Source organism: Streptomyces sp. NPDC048483, from assembly GCF_040651455.1.
Taxonomy (GTDB): domain Bacteria; phylum Actinomycetota; class Actinomycetes; order Streptomycetales; family Streptomycetaceae; genus Streptomyces.
The window spans coordinates 1-16,832 of sequence record NZ_JBEZJZ010000032.1 but is presented as its reverse complement, the minus strand read 5'-3'; the positions used below and the strand labels follow the sequence as shown (position 1 = coordinate 16,832).

The following is a 16,832-nucleotide window of genomic DNA, read 5'->3' as shown; positions in this document are numbered from 1 at the left end:
TCCAGTTTCCCAGGACCCGCGGGATCAGGCCTCCAGCACGGACCGGGCCGCCACAAAGGCGTCCACGGCACGGTGGACGTCGTCGGTGGAGTGCCCCGCGGACAGCTGGACGCGGATCCGCGCCTGGCCCTGCGGGACGACCGGGTACGAGAAGCCGATGACGTACACACCTCGCTCCAGCAGCAGCTCCGCCATCCGGGCCGCCTCGGCCGCGTCGCCGATCATGACCGGGGCGATGGCGTGCTCGCCGGGCAGGATCTCAAAACCCTCCTCGGTCATCCGCGAGCGGAACAGCGCGGTGTTCGCGTTGAGCCGTTCGCGCAGGTCACCGGCCGTTTCCAGCAGGTCGAGCACCTTCAGCGAGGCGGCCGCGATCACCGGGGCGAGCGAGTTGGAGAAGAGATACGGGCGCGAGCGCTGGCGCAGCAGGGCGACGATCTCGGCGCGGGCGGCGACATAGCCGCCGGAGGCGCCGCCGAGGGCCTTGCCGAGGGTGCCGGTGATGATGTCGACGCGGTCCATCACGTCGTGCAGCTCGGGGGTGCCGCGGCCGCCGGGGCCGACGAAGCCGACCGCGTGCGAGTCGTCGACCATGACCATGGCGCCGTGGCGGTCGGCCAGGTCGCAGATCTCGCGCAGCGGCGCGAGGTAGCCGTCCATGGAGAACACACCGTCGGTGACGATGAGCTTACGGCCCGCGCCCCCTTCGGCGGCCTCCTTCAACTGGCGTTCCAGGTCGGCCATGTCGCGGTTGGCGTAGCGGAAGCGGCGGGCCTTGGAGAGCCGGATGCCGTCGATGATGGAGGCGTGGTTGAGGGCGTCGGAGATGACGGCGTCGTCCGGGCCGAGCAGGGTCTCGAAGACGCCGCCGTTGGCGTCGAAGCAGGAGGAGTAGAGGATGGTGTCCTCCTGGCCGAGGAAGCCGGAGATCCGCTGCTCCAGTTCCTTGTGGACCTCCTGGGTGCCGCAGATGAAGCGGACCGAGGCCAGGCCGTACCCCCAGCGGTCGAGCGCTTCGTGGGCGGCCGCGACGACCTCGGGGTGGTCGGCGAGGCCGAGGTAGTTGTTGGCGCAGAAGTTGAGCACCTCGCCGGGGCGGCCTTCCCCAAGTTCTCGGCTTCGCTCGAGCAGGGGAGACCCCATTGCGGTGACCTCGACGGTGGCGGACTGCGGGGTGCCGATGACGCGCTCGGGCTTGTGCAGTCCGGCGGCGCGGATCTCGTCGAGGGTGGTGCGCAGGTCGTCGCGTACGGAGTCGAACATGCCGGTTTTCTCCAGGAGTTGAGAGGAGTGGAGGGGTGACGGTGCAGGGGGCTCCGGTCGGTCAGGCAGTCCAGTCGAGGATGACCTTGCCGCCGAGGCCGCTCGCCGCATCGTCGAAGGCGGCGTCGAAGTCCTGGTAGGGGTAGCGGCCGGTGATCACGGGCGCGAGGTCGAGGCCGCCTTCGAGCAGGACGGACATCGCGTACCAGGTCTCGAACATCTCCCGGCCGTAGATCCCCTTGATGGTGATCATGGAGGTGACGATCCGGGACCAGTCGACGGGGAATTCCTCGGACGGCAGGCCAAGTACGGCGATCCGGCCGCCGTGCGTCATATTGCCGATCATGCCGCGCAGCGCCTCGGGCCGGCCGGACATCTCCAGGCCGATGTCGAAGCCCTCGCGCAGTCCCAACGCGTGCTGACCCTCGGCGATCGAGGTCTCGGCGACATTGAGGGCGAGGCTCGCGCCGACCTTCCTCGCCAGCTCCAGGCGCGGCTCGCTGACGTCCGTGATCACCACATTGCGGGCGCCCGCATGCCGGGCGACGGCCGCCGCCATGATCCCGATCGGTCCGGCACCCGTGATCAGTACGTCCTCGCCGACCAGCGGAAACGACAGCGCGGTGTGCACGGCGTTGCCGAAGGGGTCGAAGACGGCCGCGATATCGAGGTCGACCGGGACCCGGTGCACCCACACATTGGCCGCGGGCAGCGCCACGTACTCGGCGAACGCGCCGTCCCGGCCGACGCCGAGGCCGACCGTGGCGCGGCACAGATGACGCCGTCCGGCCAGACAGTTACGGCACTTGCCGCAGACGAGATGGCCCTCGCCGCTGACCAGATCGCCCGGCGTGATGTCGGCGACATCGCGCCCCGTTTCGACGACCTCGCCGACGAATTCATGGCCGACGGTCAGCGGGGCGCTGATGGACTGCTGGGCCCAGCCGTCCCACGAGCGAATGTGCAGGTCGGTGCCGCAGATCCCGGTGCGCAGCACCTTGATCAGTACATCGCCCGCGCCGACGGCCGGCTCCGGCACGTCCGTGAGCCACAGTCCGGGCTCCGCCTTCTCCTTGACCAGTGCCTTCACCGCAACGGCTCCCGTACGTGCAGATATCCCGCCGGGGGCACATTTCGGCCGCCCGATCTCCGTCAGGAAATCTTCCGTACGCCGGGCGCCCGGTCCATCGAGGATTTCTTAAGCGCGGTCACAGCTGCCCTTTACGCCGGGCGGCGCGCACAGCACGCCGAGCACCGGCGCGGCCGGGGCCTGCCCCCCCCGGACAGGCCCTTGGCTCATCGTTCGGCCGTCCGCGGCCGGTCAGGGTTTCGGGCTCCCCCGCCCTCGGGTCAGCGGCCGGCCCAGGCCTCGGCGAACATTTCGTGCAGCGGTCGTGGTGGCAGCAGGCGGGTGAGCGGGCCCTCCAGTTCGCGCTTTTCGGTAGCGGTGGACAGGTAAGCGGCGAGCTTGGCGGTTTCCAGGGGGAGGTGGGGGGCCTTGAGGTCGGTCCAGCCGCCGGGGAGGAACGCCGTACGGCCCGCGCGACTGCGCTTCTCGGTCACCACGGCGCCGGTGGCGGCGAGTTCGGCCTGTACGGTGCGGTGCCGGGCGGGGGTCCAGCCGTTCCAGCGGCGGACGTTGCGGTCGGTGGGGCGGGCGAGGGTGAGCAGCTGGAGGTGGAGCGCGGCGGCGTCCCGGCCGACGCCCAGCGTCCCGGCCACCTCGTCGACCAGTTCGGGCGCGCTGAGCAGCGGGTTCGCCTCGTAGCCGCCGGGCGGTACGGGGGTGTCGGCGGCGCGGGCGGCGAGCGCCGCGATGCCGTCGCGCAGCACCCGTATCCGTTCGATCTCGGTGACCAGTTCGGTCATGTCCAGGTCCGCACAGAGCCGCTTCATCGCTTCGTACTTGCCGCGCCGGCCGAAGCCCGCGGGGCGCAGGAATACCGAACTCCAGCCGCCGGCCGCCTCCACGAGGAGCAGGCCCTGGTCGTAGAACATCGGTGGGCGGGCCCGGTCGCTGATGGGCGGCTCGAGGGCGGCCACCGGGTACCTCTCGGGGCCGAACAGGGCGGTCATCCGGGCCTGGTCGAGCGAAAAGCGGTGGCGCCGCAGCCTGATGAGAAGGTCCGGGGCGTCGAGGCGCTCGGTCAGGCGCGCGCAGAGGGCCTGCACCCCGGTGGTGGCGGGGTCGCCGACGGGGCGCTCGGTCAGCGCCCAGGACAGCACGGAGGCGATGTCGACGTACGGCGTGTCATAGCTCGGCCGCTCGCCCGGGGAGCCGTCGGCCGCCGCCGGGTGGACGTAGAGCGAGCCGTACTTGTTGGCGACAATGACCCGCCGCAGGTCCTCGGTCAGGATGTGGCCGCCCCGGGGGTCGCCGAGTGCCGCGGCGGTGGGCGTGCCGAGGTCCAGTTCTTTCTCCAGTTCGGCTGTCAACTCTTCGTCCACCGGGGTCTGTTGGCCGAGAATTGCGGTCCATTCCGCGGCCATGCGTTCGGCGGCCGCCACGAGGCCGGGGGCCGTCCAGAGTTCCGCGGGGTCGTCGGGCAGTCCGGCCGCCAGGACGCGTATCCGGCCGGGGATGTTGAGGCGATCGACCAGCGATTCGGCCTCGCGCGCGACCGCGGGGGTGGCCTGGAACGGCTTGGCCCGCAGCATCCTCCGGGTGTCGTCGTACCCCGGCTTCGTGGGGAGCCCGGCCAGGGCGTGCACGGCCACCGCCCGGCGCACCCCGCTGCGTGCGACAAACGCCGCGACGGCCTCGGGGGTGAGGCGCAACGGGCCGTGCTCGGCGAGCAGTTCCAGCAGGCGTGGGAGGCGGGCCGCGTCGTCGTGGGTGAGGGTGACCGTACGGACCTCGGTGGCGCCCTCGGGCACGGGGGCCGACTCGGGCTGGACGAAGCGGTAGGTGCCCGTGGGCTTGAGCGCTGCGGTGGGCTCCGGGGCGACGCCCTGGCGGCCGTCGCCCATCCCGGTGGCCACCGCCCGGCCGGTCTCGCACAGCGGGCGCAGCGCCTCGGCCGAGGCACGGCCGAGCCGCCAGGCGCCGGATTCGGCGAACGGGGACGCGGCCCAGGTGGCCAGCAGGGCGCGCAGCGCGGCCCGGTCCTCGTCCGTCGTGGTCTCGGTGACGCACCGCCAGGCGGCGGCCTCGATCCCGCCGCCCAGCAGCACCGCCCAGTCGCGCGGCCGGGCCGGCGGGCTGATCCGCCGGGCGGCGTCGTCGATCCGGCCACGCAGGAACTCGCCGTCGGCGGCGATCGCGCCGACGGTGGCGGGCCGATCGGCAGCCTTGGGGGCGTTATAGCCGACGGGAAGCGTCATCAGGCCGCGCAGGGCGGTGACCAGCGCGGTGTCGGTGGTCACCCCGGCGGGGCGGACGCGGGCGCCGGAGATGATCAGCGCCGCTCGTGCCGAGATGGCGCGGCGCCGGTCCCGGATGCGGGCGGCGGTGCGGACGGCGCGCACCACGCCGTCCAGGACGTCGGGGTCGGTCACCCCGGACAGCACTTGGGCGGCCTCGGCGCGCACCGCTGCGTCATGGGCCGCTTCGTCGTCGCCGGTGCCGGTGGTACCCGCCGCCGCCAGCAATGCCGTTACCGCGTCCGCTTCGACCGTCCGCAGCGCCTTGGAGGACCCGGCGTCCCGCGGGGTCAAAAAGTGCCAGAAGGCGGGCGGCGGGAACATCGGCCCGTCGTCGGCCGCGGCGGCCCCCGCACCGGCCCGCCGGGGGTGCGCGAAGGCGCGCGCCTCCCACAGCAGGGAGTTGTCGTCCGCGGCGTAGCAGCGCATCGGGCGGTGGTCCGTCAGCACGGCCTCGGCGCCGCCCTCGGGCAGCCGGATGAGGCCCCAGGGGTCCTCTCCGGGGTGTGTGACCCGGAATTCCGCGCGCCGCCCGTCGTTGCCCTCCAGCAGATAGCGCACCGGGGCGTTGCCGCCGTACTCCCAGTGCAGGACACGGCAGCCGGAGACGCCGTCGACCTGGCCCAGCGGGGAGGCGGTGGCGCCGGGCGGCAGCGGGGCCAGGGTCTGCAGGTCGTGGGTGCGGGACAGTCCCCTGGGCGGGTCGGCGGCGAGGAAGGGCGGCAGGGTGGCGGTGTCGGTGCGCTGCCCCGTCGCCGGGTCGAGCTCGCGCCAGCCGTCCTCTCTGCCGTACCGGCCCCCGAACAGTCGGGAACTCCACAGCCGGACGCCGTCGCCGAGCTGCTGCTCATGGTCGGTGATGCCTTCGCGGCCGCCCGGCCGGAGCACCTGGACGCCGTCGTACCGGCCGCCGCCGTCCGCGGTGGCGAACTGATAGCCGAGCGCGCCGTCCGTGCTGCCGCTGTAGGGGAGCAGGCCGGACGCGTGCTCGGGCACGAAGACGTCCTCGGGCCGGTCGGTCCAGAACGCCTTCTCCGCCGACCGGCCGTAGCGCTTGCCGGTGTTCCAGCCGACCAAAAAGCTGCCGCCGACGAAGAACACCGAGTGGGAGGAGGCCTCTTCGGGGAGGGCGAACGAGCAGGAGCCACGCTCGCCGCTGTGGTCGACGGCGATCGCCCCGTCCCGGGTGAAGACGGTCAGCACCGGCCAGGTGCAGGTGACGCCGGCGACCGCCGCGCCGCCGCCCAGCCGCCCTACGGCGTCCTCCAGGGCGGGCCAGCACAGCTCCTCCGGCAGGCCCGCGCGCAGCGTACGCAGCAGGGGCCCGACTCCGTCGAGGGCGTCCAGCGCGGTGTCGATGCCGTCGAGCGCGGCGAGGGCCGGCGGGTCGAGGGCCGCGTCCAGCCGGGTCACGGCCTCGGCCGCCGCGCCCAGTCCGCCGTCCGCGACGACATCCATCAGCCGGGTCACCCGCTCGTGCAGCGCCGCGTCGCCGCCGTCGCCGAGCGGCAGCCGTGGGGCACCGGCGCGCGGATCGCGCGGCGCGTAGGCCGTGCCCGCCACTCGTGTCCCCAGCACCGGATCGGCGGCCAGGGCCCGGTAGTCACGCCGGGTCTCCTTGCCCCAGAACGTCAGCCCCACCCGCGGTCCGGGGTCGGCCACCGCGATTCCGTTTGCCAGACACAGGTCGACGAGATCGGCGTCGAAGAGGGTGTGCCGAAAGCGTGACCTGTGCAGGCTGACGGGGGTGTTCTCGGCCCTGATACGCGCGGCGATACGGGGCACCAGGGCGTACAGCTCGTCGGGCATCGGCTGCCGGCTGACCCCGGCCCTGGAGCCTCGCCAGGAGTAGTGGAACGCGAACCGGCCCAGCCAGTCGCTCAGTCCGCCGGCCGGGACGATCCGGCCCTCGGCCATGGCGTCGTCGACTCCGGTGGCCGCCAACAGCCGCAGCCACGCGCCGCCGTCGGTGACCGCGGTCGGGAACAGCTCGGCCAGGGCCTGGCGTACCGGTGCCGGGGGCGGCACCTTGGTGAAGACCGGCCCGAGCCCGTCCAGCAGACCGTCCGGGAGGGCCCGGCCCTGGGATGCCACGATGAGGTCGCCGAGCGCTTGTGCGCTCTCCGCGATCCCGAGCCCCGCCGCCTTGGCGGACGCCTGCACCCTGCGGTGCAGATCCTTCGCCGGCGCGGCGCCGCCGGCGGTGAAGGCCGTCAGGAACCGCAGGAACTCCTGGTGGGCGGTGGCCGCTTCGAGCGTGTCGTGCAGCCGCCGTTGCTGTACGACTATCTCCTTGGCGGGCATTGCGCCGAGGCGGGCGTACAGCAGGACGTTCGCGCGGTGGTAGGCCTCGTCGACGGGCAGTCCGTGCGCGTCCTCCGCCTGGCGGGCGAGTCCGTAGGCCGTACCGGCATGGCGGGGGATCCAGGGGCCGATCCGGTGGCCGACGGTGTCCCAGAACCACGGCAGGTGCGCCGCCGGGAGCCTGGCGGCGCGGTACTTCAACTCGTCGAGAAAGCGGCCCGGTTTGTTCACCGCGCGTCCCAGCCCGTCCTTCAACGCCGCGAGGAGGTCGTGCGCGCCGTCCTCCGCCTCCGGGGCGTGCAGACGCGTCCACTCCAGGTAGACGGCCGAATTCTTCGGGTCGGCGGGCGGCGTGACAGGCAGTGCAGACATGGAACGAATCTTGGCATGCGGCACTGACAATCGGCCGCCGAGCGGGCGATGGCCGGGAGTGTAGGCGCCTCGGCACCGAACTCGGCGGAATTCATCGCACCTTGAGTGGGCCTGAGACCGTGGCCGGCCCGCTGCGTAGGACTGGGTGGAACAGTGCACCCCAGCTGGAGGTCAGTGAATGAGTCCCCGACACGTCACCAGGCGACAGACGGGCCACCGTCATGTGAACAAGCGGACCGGCGCCATCGTGGGCGCCTCCGCGGTTGCCATCGCGGCGGCGGCGATCCTGCTCCCCAACGCCAATGCCAGTACGGATCAGCCACCCGTCCCCAGGACATTCTCCGCGCCGTCGGCCGCCCGGCTCGCGACATCCCTGAAGGAGGATCTCGGAGACAAGTCGGCCGGCTGGTACCTGGACGGTGCGACCGGTCACCTGGTGATGAATGTGCTGGAGGAGGACGACGCCGCGCGCGTCACCGCCAAGGGCGCGGTCGCCAAGGTCGTACGCAACAGCATGGCGTCGCTGAAGGAGGGCACCCGGACGCTGCGCTCGACGGCATCCGTCCCCGGCACGGCCTGGTCGATCGATCCCCGGACGAACAGAATCGTGGTGCTCGCCGACAAGACGGTCACCGGGCAGAAGATGGCCACTCTGGCCAAGGCCACGGGCGGGATGGACGGCATGGTCACCGTCAAACGGTCGGCCGGGGAGTTCCAGCGGTACGACGGCGGGGACAACGGCGCGGGCATGGGGGAAGGGCAGCAAGCGGCCGGAGGGATGGGCGGGGACGACAGTGCCGCAGCGGCCGGAGGAATGGGCGGGGACGACGGTACAGCAGCGGCCGGCGGGATGGGCGGGGACGACGGTGCGGCAGCGGCCGGCGGGATGGGCGGGGACGACAGTGCCGGAGGCGACGGCGGTGCCGCAGCGGCCGGTGGCGCAGGAGCGGATGGCGGTGCCGCAGCGGCGGGCGGCGCAGGAGCAGACGGCGGTGCCGCAGCGGCCGGCGGCGCAGGCGACGGCGGTGCCGGTGGCGATGACGGTGGCGCAGGCGACGGTGGCGCAGGCGACGCCGCCGCCATAGGCGGCAGCGCCATCTTCGGCGGCAACGCCCGCTGCTCGCTCGGCTTCAACGTCACCGTGCAGGGCGCCCCGGCCTTCCTCACCGCGGGCCACTGCGGCAACGACTCCAAGACCTGGTCCGCCGATCAGGGCGGCAGCCAGCCGCTCGGCACCGTGAAGGACTCCAAGTTCCCCAAGACCGACTTCGCGCTGGTCACTTACGACGACACGGCCGCTCAGCCGCAGAGCGCGGTCGATCTCGGTGACGGCAAGACGCAGCCGATCGCCAAGGCCGCGGAGGCCGCCGTGGGGATGAAGGTGCAGCGCTCCGGCAGCACCACCGGCGTCACCGACGGCACCGTCACCGGTCTCGACGCCACCGTGAACTACGGCAACGGGGACATCGTCAACGGGCTCATACAGACGGATGTGTGCGCCGAGCCGGGCGACAGCGGCGGCTCGATGTTCTCGGGCGACTCGGCCGTCGGGCTGACCTCGGGCGGCAGCGGCGACTGCACCCAGGGCGGCGAGACGTTCTTCCAGCCGGTCACCGCCGCGCTCGAGGCCACCGGCGCGGAGATCGGCGCCGGAAGCTGACACAGCGGCACGCGAAGGCCCCGCACCATCACCCGGTGCGGGGCCGTCGTGCGTCGCACGCCTTCAGTGCGCGATGCTGTCGATCAGCTCGCGCGCGCCCTGCCGCAGCAGGGCCACCGCCACCGACGTCCCCAGCGTCTCGGGATTGAGCGGCCCCGCCCACTCGTGGGCGTTGAGCACCGTCTTGCCGTCGGGTGTGAACACGCAGGCCCGCAGGGCGAGTTCGCCACGGCGGTCGGTCGTCGCATAGCCGGCGATCGGGCTGTTGCAGTGGCCCTGCAGCACATGCAGCAGCATCCGCTCGGCGGTGGTCTCGCGGAAGGTCGCGGGGTCGCCGAGGCCGCTGACGGCGTCGATGGTGGCGGTGTCGTCCTCGCGGCACTGGAGGGCCAGCACGCCCGCGCCGATGGGCGGGCACATCGTCTCCACGGACAGGATCTCGCTGATCACATCCGTACGGCCGATGCGCTCGAGCCCGGAGACCGCCAGCAGCAGGGCGTCCGCGTCGCCCGCGGCCAGCTTCTCCATCCGGCGGTTGGCGTTGCCGCGCATCGGCACGCAGGTCAACTGCGGGTGGGAGGCGGCGAGCTGGGCGATGCGCCGTACGGAGGAGGTGCCGATGCGGGTTCCGGCGGGGAGTTCGTCGAGGGTGAGTCCGCCGGGATGGATCAGCGCGTCGCGGACGTCGTCCCGCTTGAGGAATGCCGCGAAGACCGTACCGGCGGGCAGCGGCCGGTCGCCGGGGATGTCCTTGACGCAGTGCACCGCGAGATCCGCCTCACCGGCGAGCAGGGCGGCGTCGACCTCCTTGGTGAACGCGCCCTTCCCCTCCACCTGGGAGAGGGCGCCCATCCACCGGTCGCCGGTGGTCTTGACGGGGACCACCTCGGTGGCGGTGCCGGGGTGCAGCACGCGCAGTTCGGCGCGGACACGCTCCACCTGGGCCAGGGCCATGGGCGAGTCACGGGAGACGATACGGATCAGCTCTGGGGCGGACATGCCGACACGATAGACCGTCAGGCGGGGGGATATGTGACGGGTCCGTACCCGTGGCGCAGAGCCTTCCGGCAGCCGGTGGTGCGGTGTCAGAATGTCCGCCCTACTTCGACCAGCCCTCGGGGAATCCATGGCGTCGAACGATCTCGACTCCCATATACCGGTGTTCCGCGGAGCCGGGCATCTGCTGCGTCTGATAGCCGATCTGGTGCGTCGGCCGCGGCGCCGCGAGTGTCCCGAACCGGTACGGCACCGGGGTGTGGCGCAGGGGCGCGAAGGCCTTCCCGTGGTCTGCCTGGTCAGCGGCGACGACCACACCCAACTCGCCAAGGGCATCAGCTACTTCCTCAGCCACGCCGATCCGCGCCGGGTCCCGCACGTCCTGCACGATCTCGGCAACGGGACGGCGCCCGCGGACCCGGAGTCCGTCGAGGCGGCGCGGCACACCCTGGAGCGGCTGGCGCAGGGCTTCGCCCTCAGTGTCAACGGCAGCGACGGCCGGGTCCGCTTCCGCCGGTTCGGCCTGGTCAACTGGCTGATGCAGACCGGCGCGGGCGGCCGCCCCGACTACACCGGCGGCCTGGAGGGCAACGACCACACGCTGCTGCAGGGGCTGCGCGAGCGGGAGTTCCGGCGCCGGCGGCTGTTCGGGCTGCTGCGGTCCCCGGAGACCGAGCTGACGGTGGACGGCGCCGTGCCCTGGTGGGTGTGGCTGTTCGCGGTGCATGTCTTTCCGCTCGCATGGTTCCGGGTGCGCCGCGGGCTGGGCCGGGAGTACCGGTGGCTGCTGAACCAGCCGTATCTGGCGCCGCGCGACCCGGGCACGTTCATCGGGTTCGCGGAGCGGCTGACCGCTCCGCACCACCAGGTCGAAGACCCAGAGCAGTTACGCAAGCTGCTGGTCAACGCCTTCCTGGAAGACCTCCGGGTGGCGTTCCGGCGGCGGATCTGGCGGCCGCGGACGGCCCGGCGCACCGCGTACTGTGTGGCGCTGCTCGACGGTACGGAGGCCGGGAACTGCGGCTATGCGCTGATGCAGGCCGTCATCGACGTACGCAACGAGACCGGCGCCTTCGACCCGCTGCTGGTCATCAGCTGCGGCGCACAGGCTCCTCCGGCCGGCTCGCAGATCCGCGACGACTGGGGCCACAGCTCACTGTGGGAGCTGACCGACCGGCTGTACGGCGGCTGGCGCGACACCTTCCTGCACACCGGCCGGGCCCGCAACCGCGCGCCCTGGTATCTGCCGGTCGCCGTCCCGGAGCTGATGCCGCCGGCGGAGGACCGGGAGCTGCGCGCGCAGTACGAGCTGACGCGGCGGCTGGAGGTCGGCCAGGACGCCCGGCTGCGGATCCCGGAGCCCCCGCTGTGGGCGCGCCGTGCGGTGTCGGTGGCGGCGGCGTGCGGGGTGACGGTCGCGCTGCTGGGGGCGGGCGGGCTGGTGCTGCGCGGCGAGAGCGCGTACCGGCAGGCGCACTGCGGGCTGAGCCGGTTCGAGGACGACGCGCAGATGCTGCGTACGGCGGAGACCGGCGAGTGCATCGGGGTGTCCCGGCACGGCTTCACCTTCCACTCCCCCGACCCGGCGCTCAACGAGACCCTGCGGACGATCTCCGAGCAGAACACCCGCGCCGAGGCGGCGCACCGGGCGGCGCCGGAACGCCCCTTCGTCACGCTCGTCCATCTGTCCGCGCTGCTGAGCAGTACGGGAAAGACCACCGGCCAGCTCGCCTACGGGCGCGAGGCGCTGCAGGGCGCGGCGAGCGCCCAGTCCCGGCAGCTGCGCAGCACCGGCAGCGCGGAGCCGATTCTGCGGATCTTCCCCGCGAACGCCGGGTCCGGGATGCGCTTCGGCACCCGCGTGGTGGAGATGCTGGAGGGGCTCAAGGAGCAGGATCCCTCGATCGTCGGGATCACCGGGCTGGACCAGAGCCGGGCCGCGACCAACCGGACGATTCGGAAGCTGACCGAGGTGGGGCTGCCGATGGTGGCGACCACCTTGTCCGCGGACTCCCTGGTACGGCAGTCCCCGATGTACTTCCAGGTGTCGCCGCAGAACGCGCGGGAGGCGGAGGTGGCGGCCGCGTACGCCGCTCATGTCGCGCGGACCACGGGGAAGATCAAGAAGAAGCAGGTCCGGGTGATCGGCTCGGCCGACCCGAGTGACACCTACAGCAAGAGCCTCAGCGACGATGTCGCCACGCAGTTCCGGGAGCGCGGGTTCACGGTCGAGAAGGTCACCTATACGCCGCCCCCGGCGCCCGGCGGGGAGCCGGTCTCGGATGCGCCCGGTGCGGGGACGGTGGGCCGGCGGACCTGTTCGTATCCGGGGGTGGTGTTCTTCGCCGGCCGCTCGGAGGACTTCGAGACGCTGCTCAGCGGGATCAACGAGTCCTGCAATTCGGCTCCGCCCGCGCTCATCGGCGGCGACGACGTGGCCCGGCTCGCCGCCGACGCGGAGCGCCGTACGCACTATCCCGGTATCCCGTACGACTTCCTGGACTTCACGCTCGGCTCGGCCCGCTGTGACGGCACCAGCGAGCTGTACGCGGAGATGAGCCGGCTCTTCCCCAAGGAATGCGCGAAGGTCCCCAGTTCCTCGCTCGACGGCCATGCGGCGCTCGGTTTCGATGCCGTCAAGCTCTACATCAACGCGGTCAAGCAGCTGCGGGAGGAGGCCGCGGGCATGCCGCTGACGCCGCCCGCAGTGTGGCATGCGATCAGCGGGGTGCACGGGGACGAGGCGCTGGACGGCGAGAGCGGGATCATCAGCTTCGGCGGCGATGTGGACCGGCAGGTGCCGCTGGACAAGCTGCTGTCGGTACAGCACATCGACGGGGTGGGCAGGCCCGCCCAGGCCGGTTTCTGCGGCCGGGTCGGCGGGCGCCAGCAGGCGTCGTGGTGTCCGGAACTGGAGCCGGAGAAGGGCGGGTGAGTCGACAAGTCCGTTACGGGGAGCGGTAGTTGATGCGCTCGGTTGAGGGGCCCGGCCCGTTACGGGGCCGAGACGGTGAACAGACCGCCGTCGGGGTCGCGTATGACGGACTGGACGCCGGTGCCCTCCGGGCTCGGGGTGATGGGGGTGGCGGTGCCGCCCGCGGCCACCGCGGCCGCCGTCACCGCCTCTATGTCGCGGACCGGGAAGTAGACGTGCCACCGTGGGCGCACCCGCGGATCCGGCGCGGCCTCGACGCCGCCGCCGCGCAGGGCGGCGACCATGTGCGTACCGTCGCTCACGATCACCTGCTCGTGTTCGTAGGTCACCTCGCAGCCGCCCGGCTCGCCGGAGGCCCAGTCGAAGACCTCGGCGTAGAAGATGGCGGCGTCGAAAGCGTCGCGGGTGCGCAGTTCCAGGCAGGCCGGGGCGCTGCCGTGGCCGACCGACCAAGCCATGGTCTGGCCCTCCCAGAAGCCGAAGGTGGCGCCGTCGCGGTCGGCGGCGAGGGCGGCGCGGCCGGGGCCGAGTTTCAGCGGGCCGACGGCGACCGTCGCGCCGCGCTCACGGATGCGGGCCGCGGTGTCGTCCGCGTCGGCGACCGCGAAGTACGAGGTCCAGGCGACCGGGACCTGGAAGCTGGGGGCGAGCGCGCCGATGCCGGCGACCGGCGCGCCGTCGGCCACCGCGACGGAGAACTCGTCGCCGAGGCTGGCCGGCCGGAACCGCCAGCCCAGAACCGCCGAGTAGAACGCCTGGGCGGCCTTGAGGTCGCGGGCCATCAGGCTGACCCAGCACGGGGCGCCGCGCACGGGCACGCTGGGGGCTCGGCGGGACAGGGTCTGGGGGGACATGAAGATCTGCCTCCTCTACGCACCGCCCCTCTCCACTGTGACAGCGACTTTGGCGCCCCGCGACGTGGCGGGCCGGGGCGGAGCCGCGTTGGTGGTTGCGCCGGGTGGCGTGCCGGTTTGCGGGCATTGCCGGCGCCCCGCAGCCGGGCGCCAGCGGTTGTACCAGTTTTGATCAGGCTCGATCCTGTAGGTACACGAGCGGGTCGCTCCCCCACGGCGGCACGAGCCGTTGGCGCAACCACCAACGGCTCCTGCCTCGGGCCACCCCGCCGCGGGGTAAACGGGCTGGGTTGATGCCATGAACGCATGGAGTGCGGTGGAGAGCGCCGACTTCCGTGGTCCCCTCGACGTCACCAGGGCGGCCACAGTGGTGCTCGACGCCCACAACCTGGTCATCGGCTGGAGTCCGGCGGCCGAGCGGCTGCTCGGGTACCCGGCGGAGGAGATCGTCGGCCGTCCGCTGGAGAATCTGCTGGTGTCCCAGGGAGCGGGTACCACCGGGGAATCGCCGCTGGCGCAGATGCTCGGCAGCGTGTCCCGTACGGCGCGGCGCCGCGACGGGCGGCTGCTGTCGGTGGCCACGTCGATCTGCCCGTTGGCGGACACCGGCGGCGGTGCCGGCGCGGAGCCCGCCCGTGTGCTGGTGGCGGCCGAGCTGGACGGGCTGCGGGCGTGGGAGTCGCAGCAGGCGATGCTGCACGGGCTGGCCACCCAGTCGCCGGTGGGCCTGGCCATCTACGACACGGATCTGCGGCTGACCTGGTTCAACGCCACGTACGGGCGGGAGGTGGGACTGCCGCTGCGGGAGTTCATGGGCATGCAGGCCGAGGAGCTCTACCCGCGGGGCGAGTTCGTCACGGAGGGGTATCCGCGCAGCACCCAGTCGGTGATGGGCCAGGTCCTGGAGACCGGTGAGCCGGTCGTCGATCTGCACTTCGTCGGGTGGCTGCCGACCGATCCGGGGACCGATCATGTGTGGTCGTGCTCCTACTACCGGCTGCACGACGCCGACGGCCAGGTGCTGGGGGTGTGCGAGGACGCCTTCGACATCACCGACCGCTATCAGGCCCAGCGCCGGCTGAACCTCCTGGTGGACGCGGGCGGCCGGATCGGCACCACGCTCGACATGGCCGTCACTGCCCGCGAGATCGCCGAGGTGGCGGTGCCGAAGTTCGCCGCCCAGGTCACCGTCGATCTGGTGCAGGCGGTGCTGGAGGGCGAGGAGCTGGAGCAGGGCGTCGGGCTGCCGACCCTCGTACGGGTCGCGGCGCGGTCGGGCGGGGAGACGACGGGCGGGGTGCCGGGCAGCGCGCACCGAGTGGTCTATCCGCCGGGCTCGCCGCAGTACCGCAGCCTGTCCTCGGGCGGGATGGTGCTGGTGGAGAGCACCATGGTGGTCCCACTGCGGGCCGGGGGCAGGCCACTGGGGCTGGTGACCTTCGTGCGCGGCGAGCACCCCTCCGTCTTCGACCGCGGCGAGATCGAGCTGGCCGACGAGCTGGTCACCCGTACCGCGGTCTGGCTCGACAACGCCCGCCGCTTCGCCCGCGAGCACTCCGCGGCCCTGACCCTCCAGCGCAATCTGCTGCCGCAGCGGCTGGCCCCGCAGTCCGCGGTCGACCTGGCCTACCGCTATCGGCCCAGCGACAACCGGGCCGGGGTGGGCGGCGACTGGTTCGATGTCATCGCGCTGTCCGGGACGCGGGTCGGGCTGGTGGTCGGGGATGTGGTCGGCCATGGCCTGGAGGCGGCGGCCACGATGGGGCGGCTGCGGACGACCGTACGGGCGCTGGCCCGGATGGATCTGTCTCCCGACGAGCTCCTGAGCCGGCTGGACGACCTGGTGGGGCAGACGGCGAACGACGGGACCAGCACGCCGGGCACCGACGACGACGATGATGTGGCCACCGGTGTGACCTGCCTGTACGCCATCTACGACCCGGTCTCGCGGCACTGCACCATGGCGCGGGCCGGGCATCTGCCGCCGGCGATCGTCGATCCTGAGGGCGTGCTGTCGTTCCCGGATCTGCCGGCGGGTCCGCCGCTGGGGCTGGGGGGTCTGCCGTTCGAGTCGCTGGAGATCGAGCTGCCGGTGGGCAGCCTGCTGGCGCTGTTCACCGATGGTCTGGTCGAGGGCCGCGACCGGGACATCGAGGCGGGTCTGGAGACCCTGGGCCGGGTGCTGACCGACCACCACAGGCCGCTGGACGAGCTGTGCGACCGGGCGGTGGCCGAGCTGCTGCCCACCGGGACCGCGGCCGACGACTCGGCGCTGCTGCTGGTGCGCACCCGTGAGCTGGACACCGGGCAGGTCGCGGCCTGGGAGCTGCCCGCCGAGCCGGCGGCGGTGGGCCGGGCCCGTGAGCTGGCCACCGGGCAGCTGCGCGAGTGGGGCCTGGAGGAGCTGTCGTACGCCACCGAGCTGGCGGTCAGCGAGCTGGTCACCAACGCCGTACGGCACGCCTCGGGGCCGCTGCATCTGCGGCTGCTGCGCGATCTGACCCTGCTCACCGAGGTCTCGGACACCGGGCACACCTCGCCCCACCTGCGGCACAGCGCGAGCGACGACGAGGGCGGGCGTGGGCTGTTCATCGTCGCGCAGCTGGTCCAGCGCTGGGGGACGCGCTACACGCCGTACGGCAAAACGATCTGGACCGAGCAGGCCTTCCCGCCGGACTATCCGGGGGCGCCGCGCCCGGTGGGCTGAATTCCCGGCGTTCCCGGCGTTCCCGGCGTTCCCGGCGTTCCGGGTTGGCGTCCGCCCGCGGTACGCCGTGCGGGTGCTCGCAGGCGGGCCGATGATGGAGTGAAGCGCCCGCCCCAGGGACTCGGCGGGCGCGGAATAAGGAGGACCTGTGACGAGCAACGGGAGCCAGAACGCGGCCGAGCACCGGCGGCCGGCGCAGCTGTACACGGGTGGCGAGCGGCCCTTCGACCCGGAGGACCTGGTAAAGGCGTCCGGGCGGGAGCCGACGCCGGCGAGCCTGGAGTGGGCCAGGCGGCTGATCGATGAGGAGGGGCCGGCCGCCCTCGAGCGGTATCTGCCGTGATGTCCTGAGCAGCCGGGCCGGCGGCGGTGGCCGCC

The 16,832-nt window shown here is 72.6% G+C and carries 8 protein-coding genes and 2 pseudogenes; 5 read left to right on the top strand and 5 right to left on the bottom strand.

The window, feature by feature from the left end:
- Positions 1-24 precede the first annotated feature (24 nt).
- From AB0D04_RS18635 to AB0D04_RS18625, 3 genes are all read right to left on the bottom strand, one after another.
- Complete coding sequence (locus tag AB0D04_RS18635; protein WP_362704209.1) at positions 25-1,263, bottom strand: glycine C-acetyltransferase; 1,239 nt, start codon at positions 1,261-1,263, stop codon at positions 25-27.
- 61 nt (positions 1,264-1,324) lie between these two features.
- Positions 1,325-2,353 carry an L-threonine 3-dehydrogenase gene (gene tdh, locus AB0D04_RS18630; RefSeq protein WP_362704207.1) on the bottom strand — a complete coding sequence of 343 codons (1,029 nt, stop codon included), beginning with the start codon at positions 2,351-2,353 and terminating at the stop codon, positions 1,325-1,327.
- A 260-nt stretch (positions 2,354-2,613) separates the two neighbouring features.
- The gene (locus tag AB0D04_RS18625) at positions 2,614-7,302 is read right to left on the bottom strand and encodes a hypothetical protein (protein WP_362704204.1); all 4,689 of its coding nucleotides are present in this window, start codon (positions 7,300-7,302) and stop codon (positions 2,614-2,616) included.
- A gap of 178 nt (positions 7,303-7,480) precedes the next feature.
- On the opposite strand from AB0D04_RS18625, the pseudogene AB0D04_RS18620 reads away from it, so the two are divergent.
- Both AB0D04_RS18620 and AB0D04_RS18615 read left to right on the top strand, forming a co-directional pair.
- Positions 7,481-7,960: pseudogene (locus tag AB0D04_RS18620) on the top strand (S1 family peptidase); the annotation flags it as partial.
- 420 nt (positions 7,961-8,380) lie between these two features.
- A pseudogene (locus AB0D04_RS18615) lies at positions 8,381-8,962 on the top strand (S1 family peptidase); the annotation flags it as partial.
- Positions 8,963-9,025: 63 nt separating this feature from the next.
- Here the strand turns inward: AB0D04_RS18615 and hemC are convergent.
- Entirely contained in the window at positions 9,026-9,961 is a 936-nt protein-coding gene (gene hemC / locus AB0D04_RS18610) for a hydroxymethylbilane synthase (protein ID WP_362704201.1), read from the bottom strand.
- A 127-nt stretch (positions 9,962-10,088) separates the two neighbouring features.
- Between hemC and AB0D04_RS18605 the strand changes: the two genes are divergently transcribed.
- Positions 10,089-12,893 (top strand): hypothetical protein, encoded by a 2,805-nt coding sequence (locus tag AB0D04_RS18605; RefSeq protein ID WP_362704199.1) that lies wholly within the window; start codon positions 10,089-10,091, stop codon positions 12,891-12,893.
- A gap of 59 nt (positions 12,894-12,952) precedes the next feature.
- Here AB0D04_RS18605 and AB0D04_RS18600 read toward each other — a convergent pair whose 3' ends face one another.
- Positions 12,953-13,675 carry a VOC family protein gene (locus AB0D04_RS18600; protein WP_362704307.1) on the bottom strand — a complete coding sequence of 241 codons (723 nt, stop codon included), beginning with the start codon at positions 13,673-13,675 and terminating at the stop codon, positions 12,953-12,955.
- A 370-nt stretch (positions 13,676-14,045) separates the two neighbouring features.
- Here AB0D04_RS18600 and AB0D04_RS18595 point away from each other — a divergent pair, with 370 nt between their 5' ends.
- Together AB0D04_RS18595 and AB0D04_RS18590 are read left to right on the top strand one after the other, a co-directional pair.
- On the top strand, positions 14,046-16,454 hold the full coding sequence (locus AB0D04_RS18595) for a SpoIIE family protein phosphatase (protein ID WP_362704197.1): 2,409 nt from the start codon (positions 14,046-14,048) through the stop codon (positions 16,452-16,454).
- Positions 16,455-16,602: 148 nt separating this feature from the next.
- A complete protein-coding gene (locus tag AB0D04_RS18590) occupies positions 16,603-16,797 on the top strand; it encodes a hypothetical protein (protein ID WP_362704194.1) in 195 nt (64 codons plus the stop codon).
- Positions 16,798-16,832 lie beyond the last annotated feature (35 nt).

What these genes read in the sequence shown, in the direction of transcription:
- AB0D04_RS18625 (WP_362704204.1), bottom strand. Translation starts at nt 7,302, where the DNA reads ATGTCTGCACTGCCTGTCACGCCGCCCGCCGACCCGAAGAATTCGGCC.
- AB0D04_RS18635 (WP_362704209.1), bottom strand. Translation starts at nt 1,263, where the DNA reads ATGTTCGACTCCGTACGCGACGACCTGCGCACCACCCTCGACGAGATC.
- AB0D04_RS18605 (WP_362704199.1), top strand. Translation starts at nt 10,089, where the DNA reads ATGGCGTCGAACGATCTCGACTCCCATATACCGGTGTTCCGCGGAGCC.
- AB0D04_RS18595 (WP_362704197.1), top strand. Translation starts at nt 14,046, where the DNA reads ATGAACGCATGGAGTGCGGTGGAGAGCGCCGACTTCCGTGGTCCCCTC.
- AB0D04_RS18600 (WP_362704307.1), bottom strand. Translation starts at nt 13,675, where the DNA reads ATGGCCCGCGACCTCAAGGCCGCCCAGGCGTTCTACTCGGCGGTTCTG.
- hemC (WP_362704201.1), bottom strand. Translation starts at nt 9,961, where the DNA reads ATGTCCGCCCCAGAGCTGATCCGTATCGTCTCCCGTGACTCGCCCATG.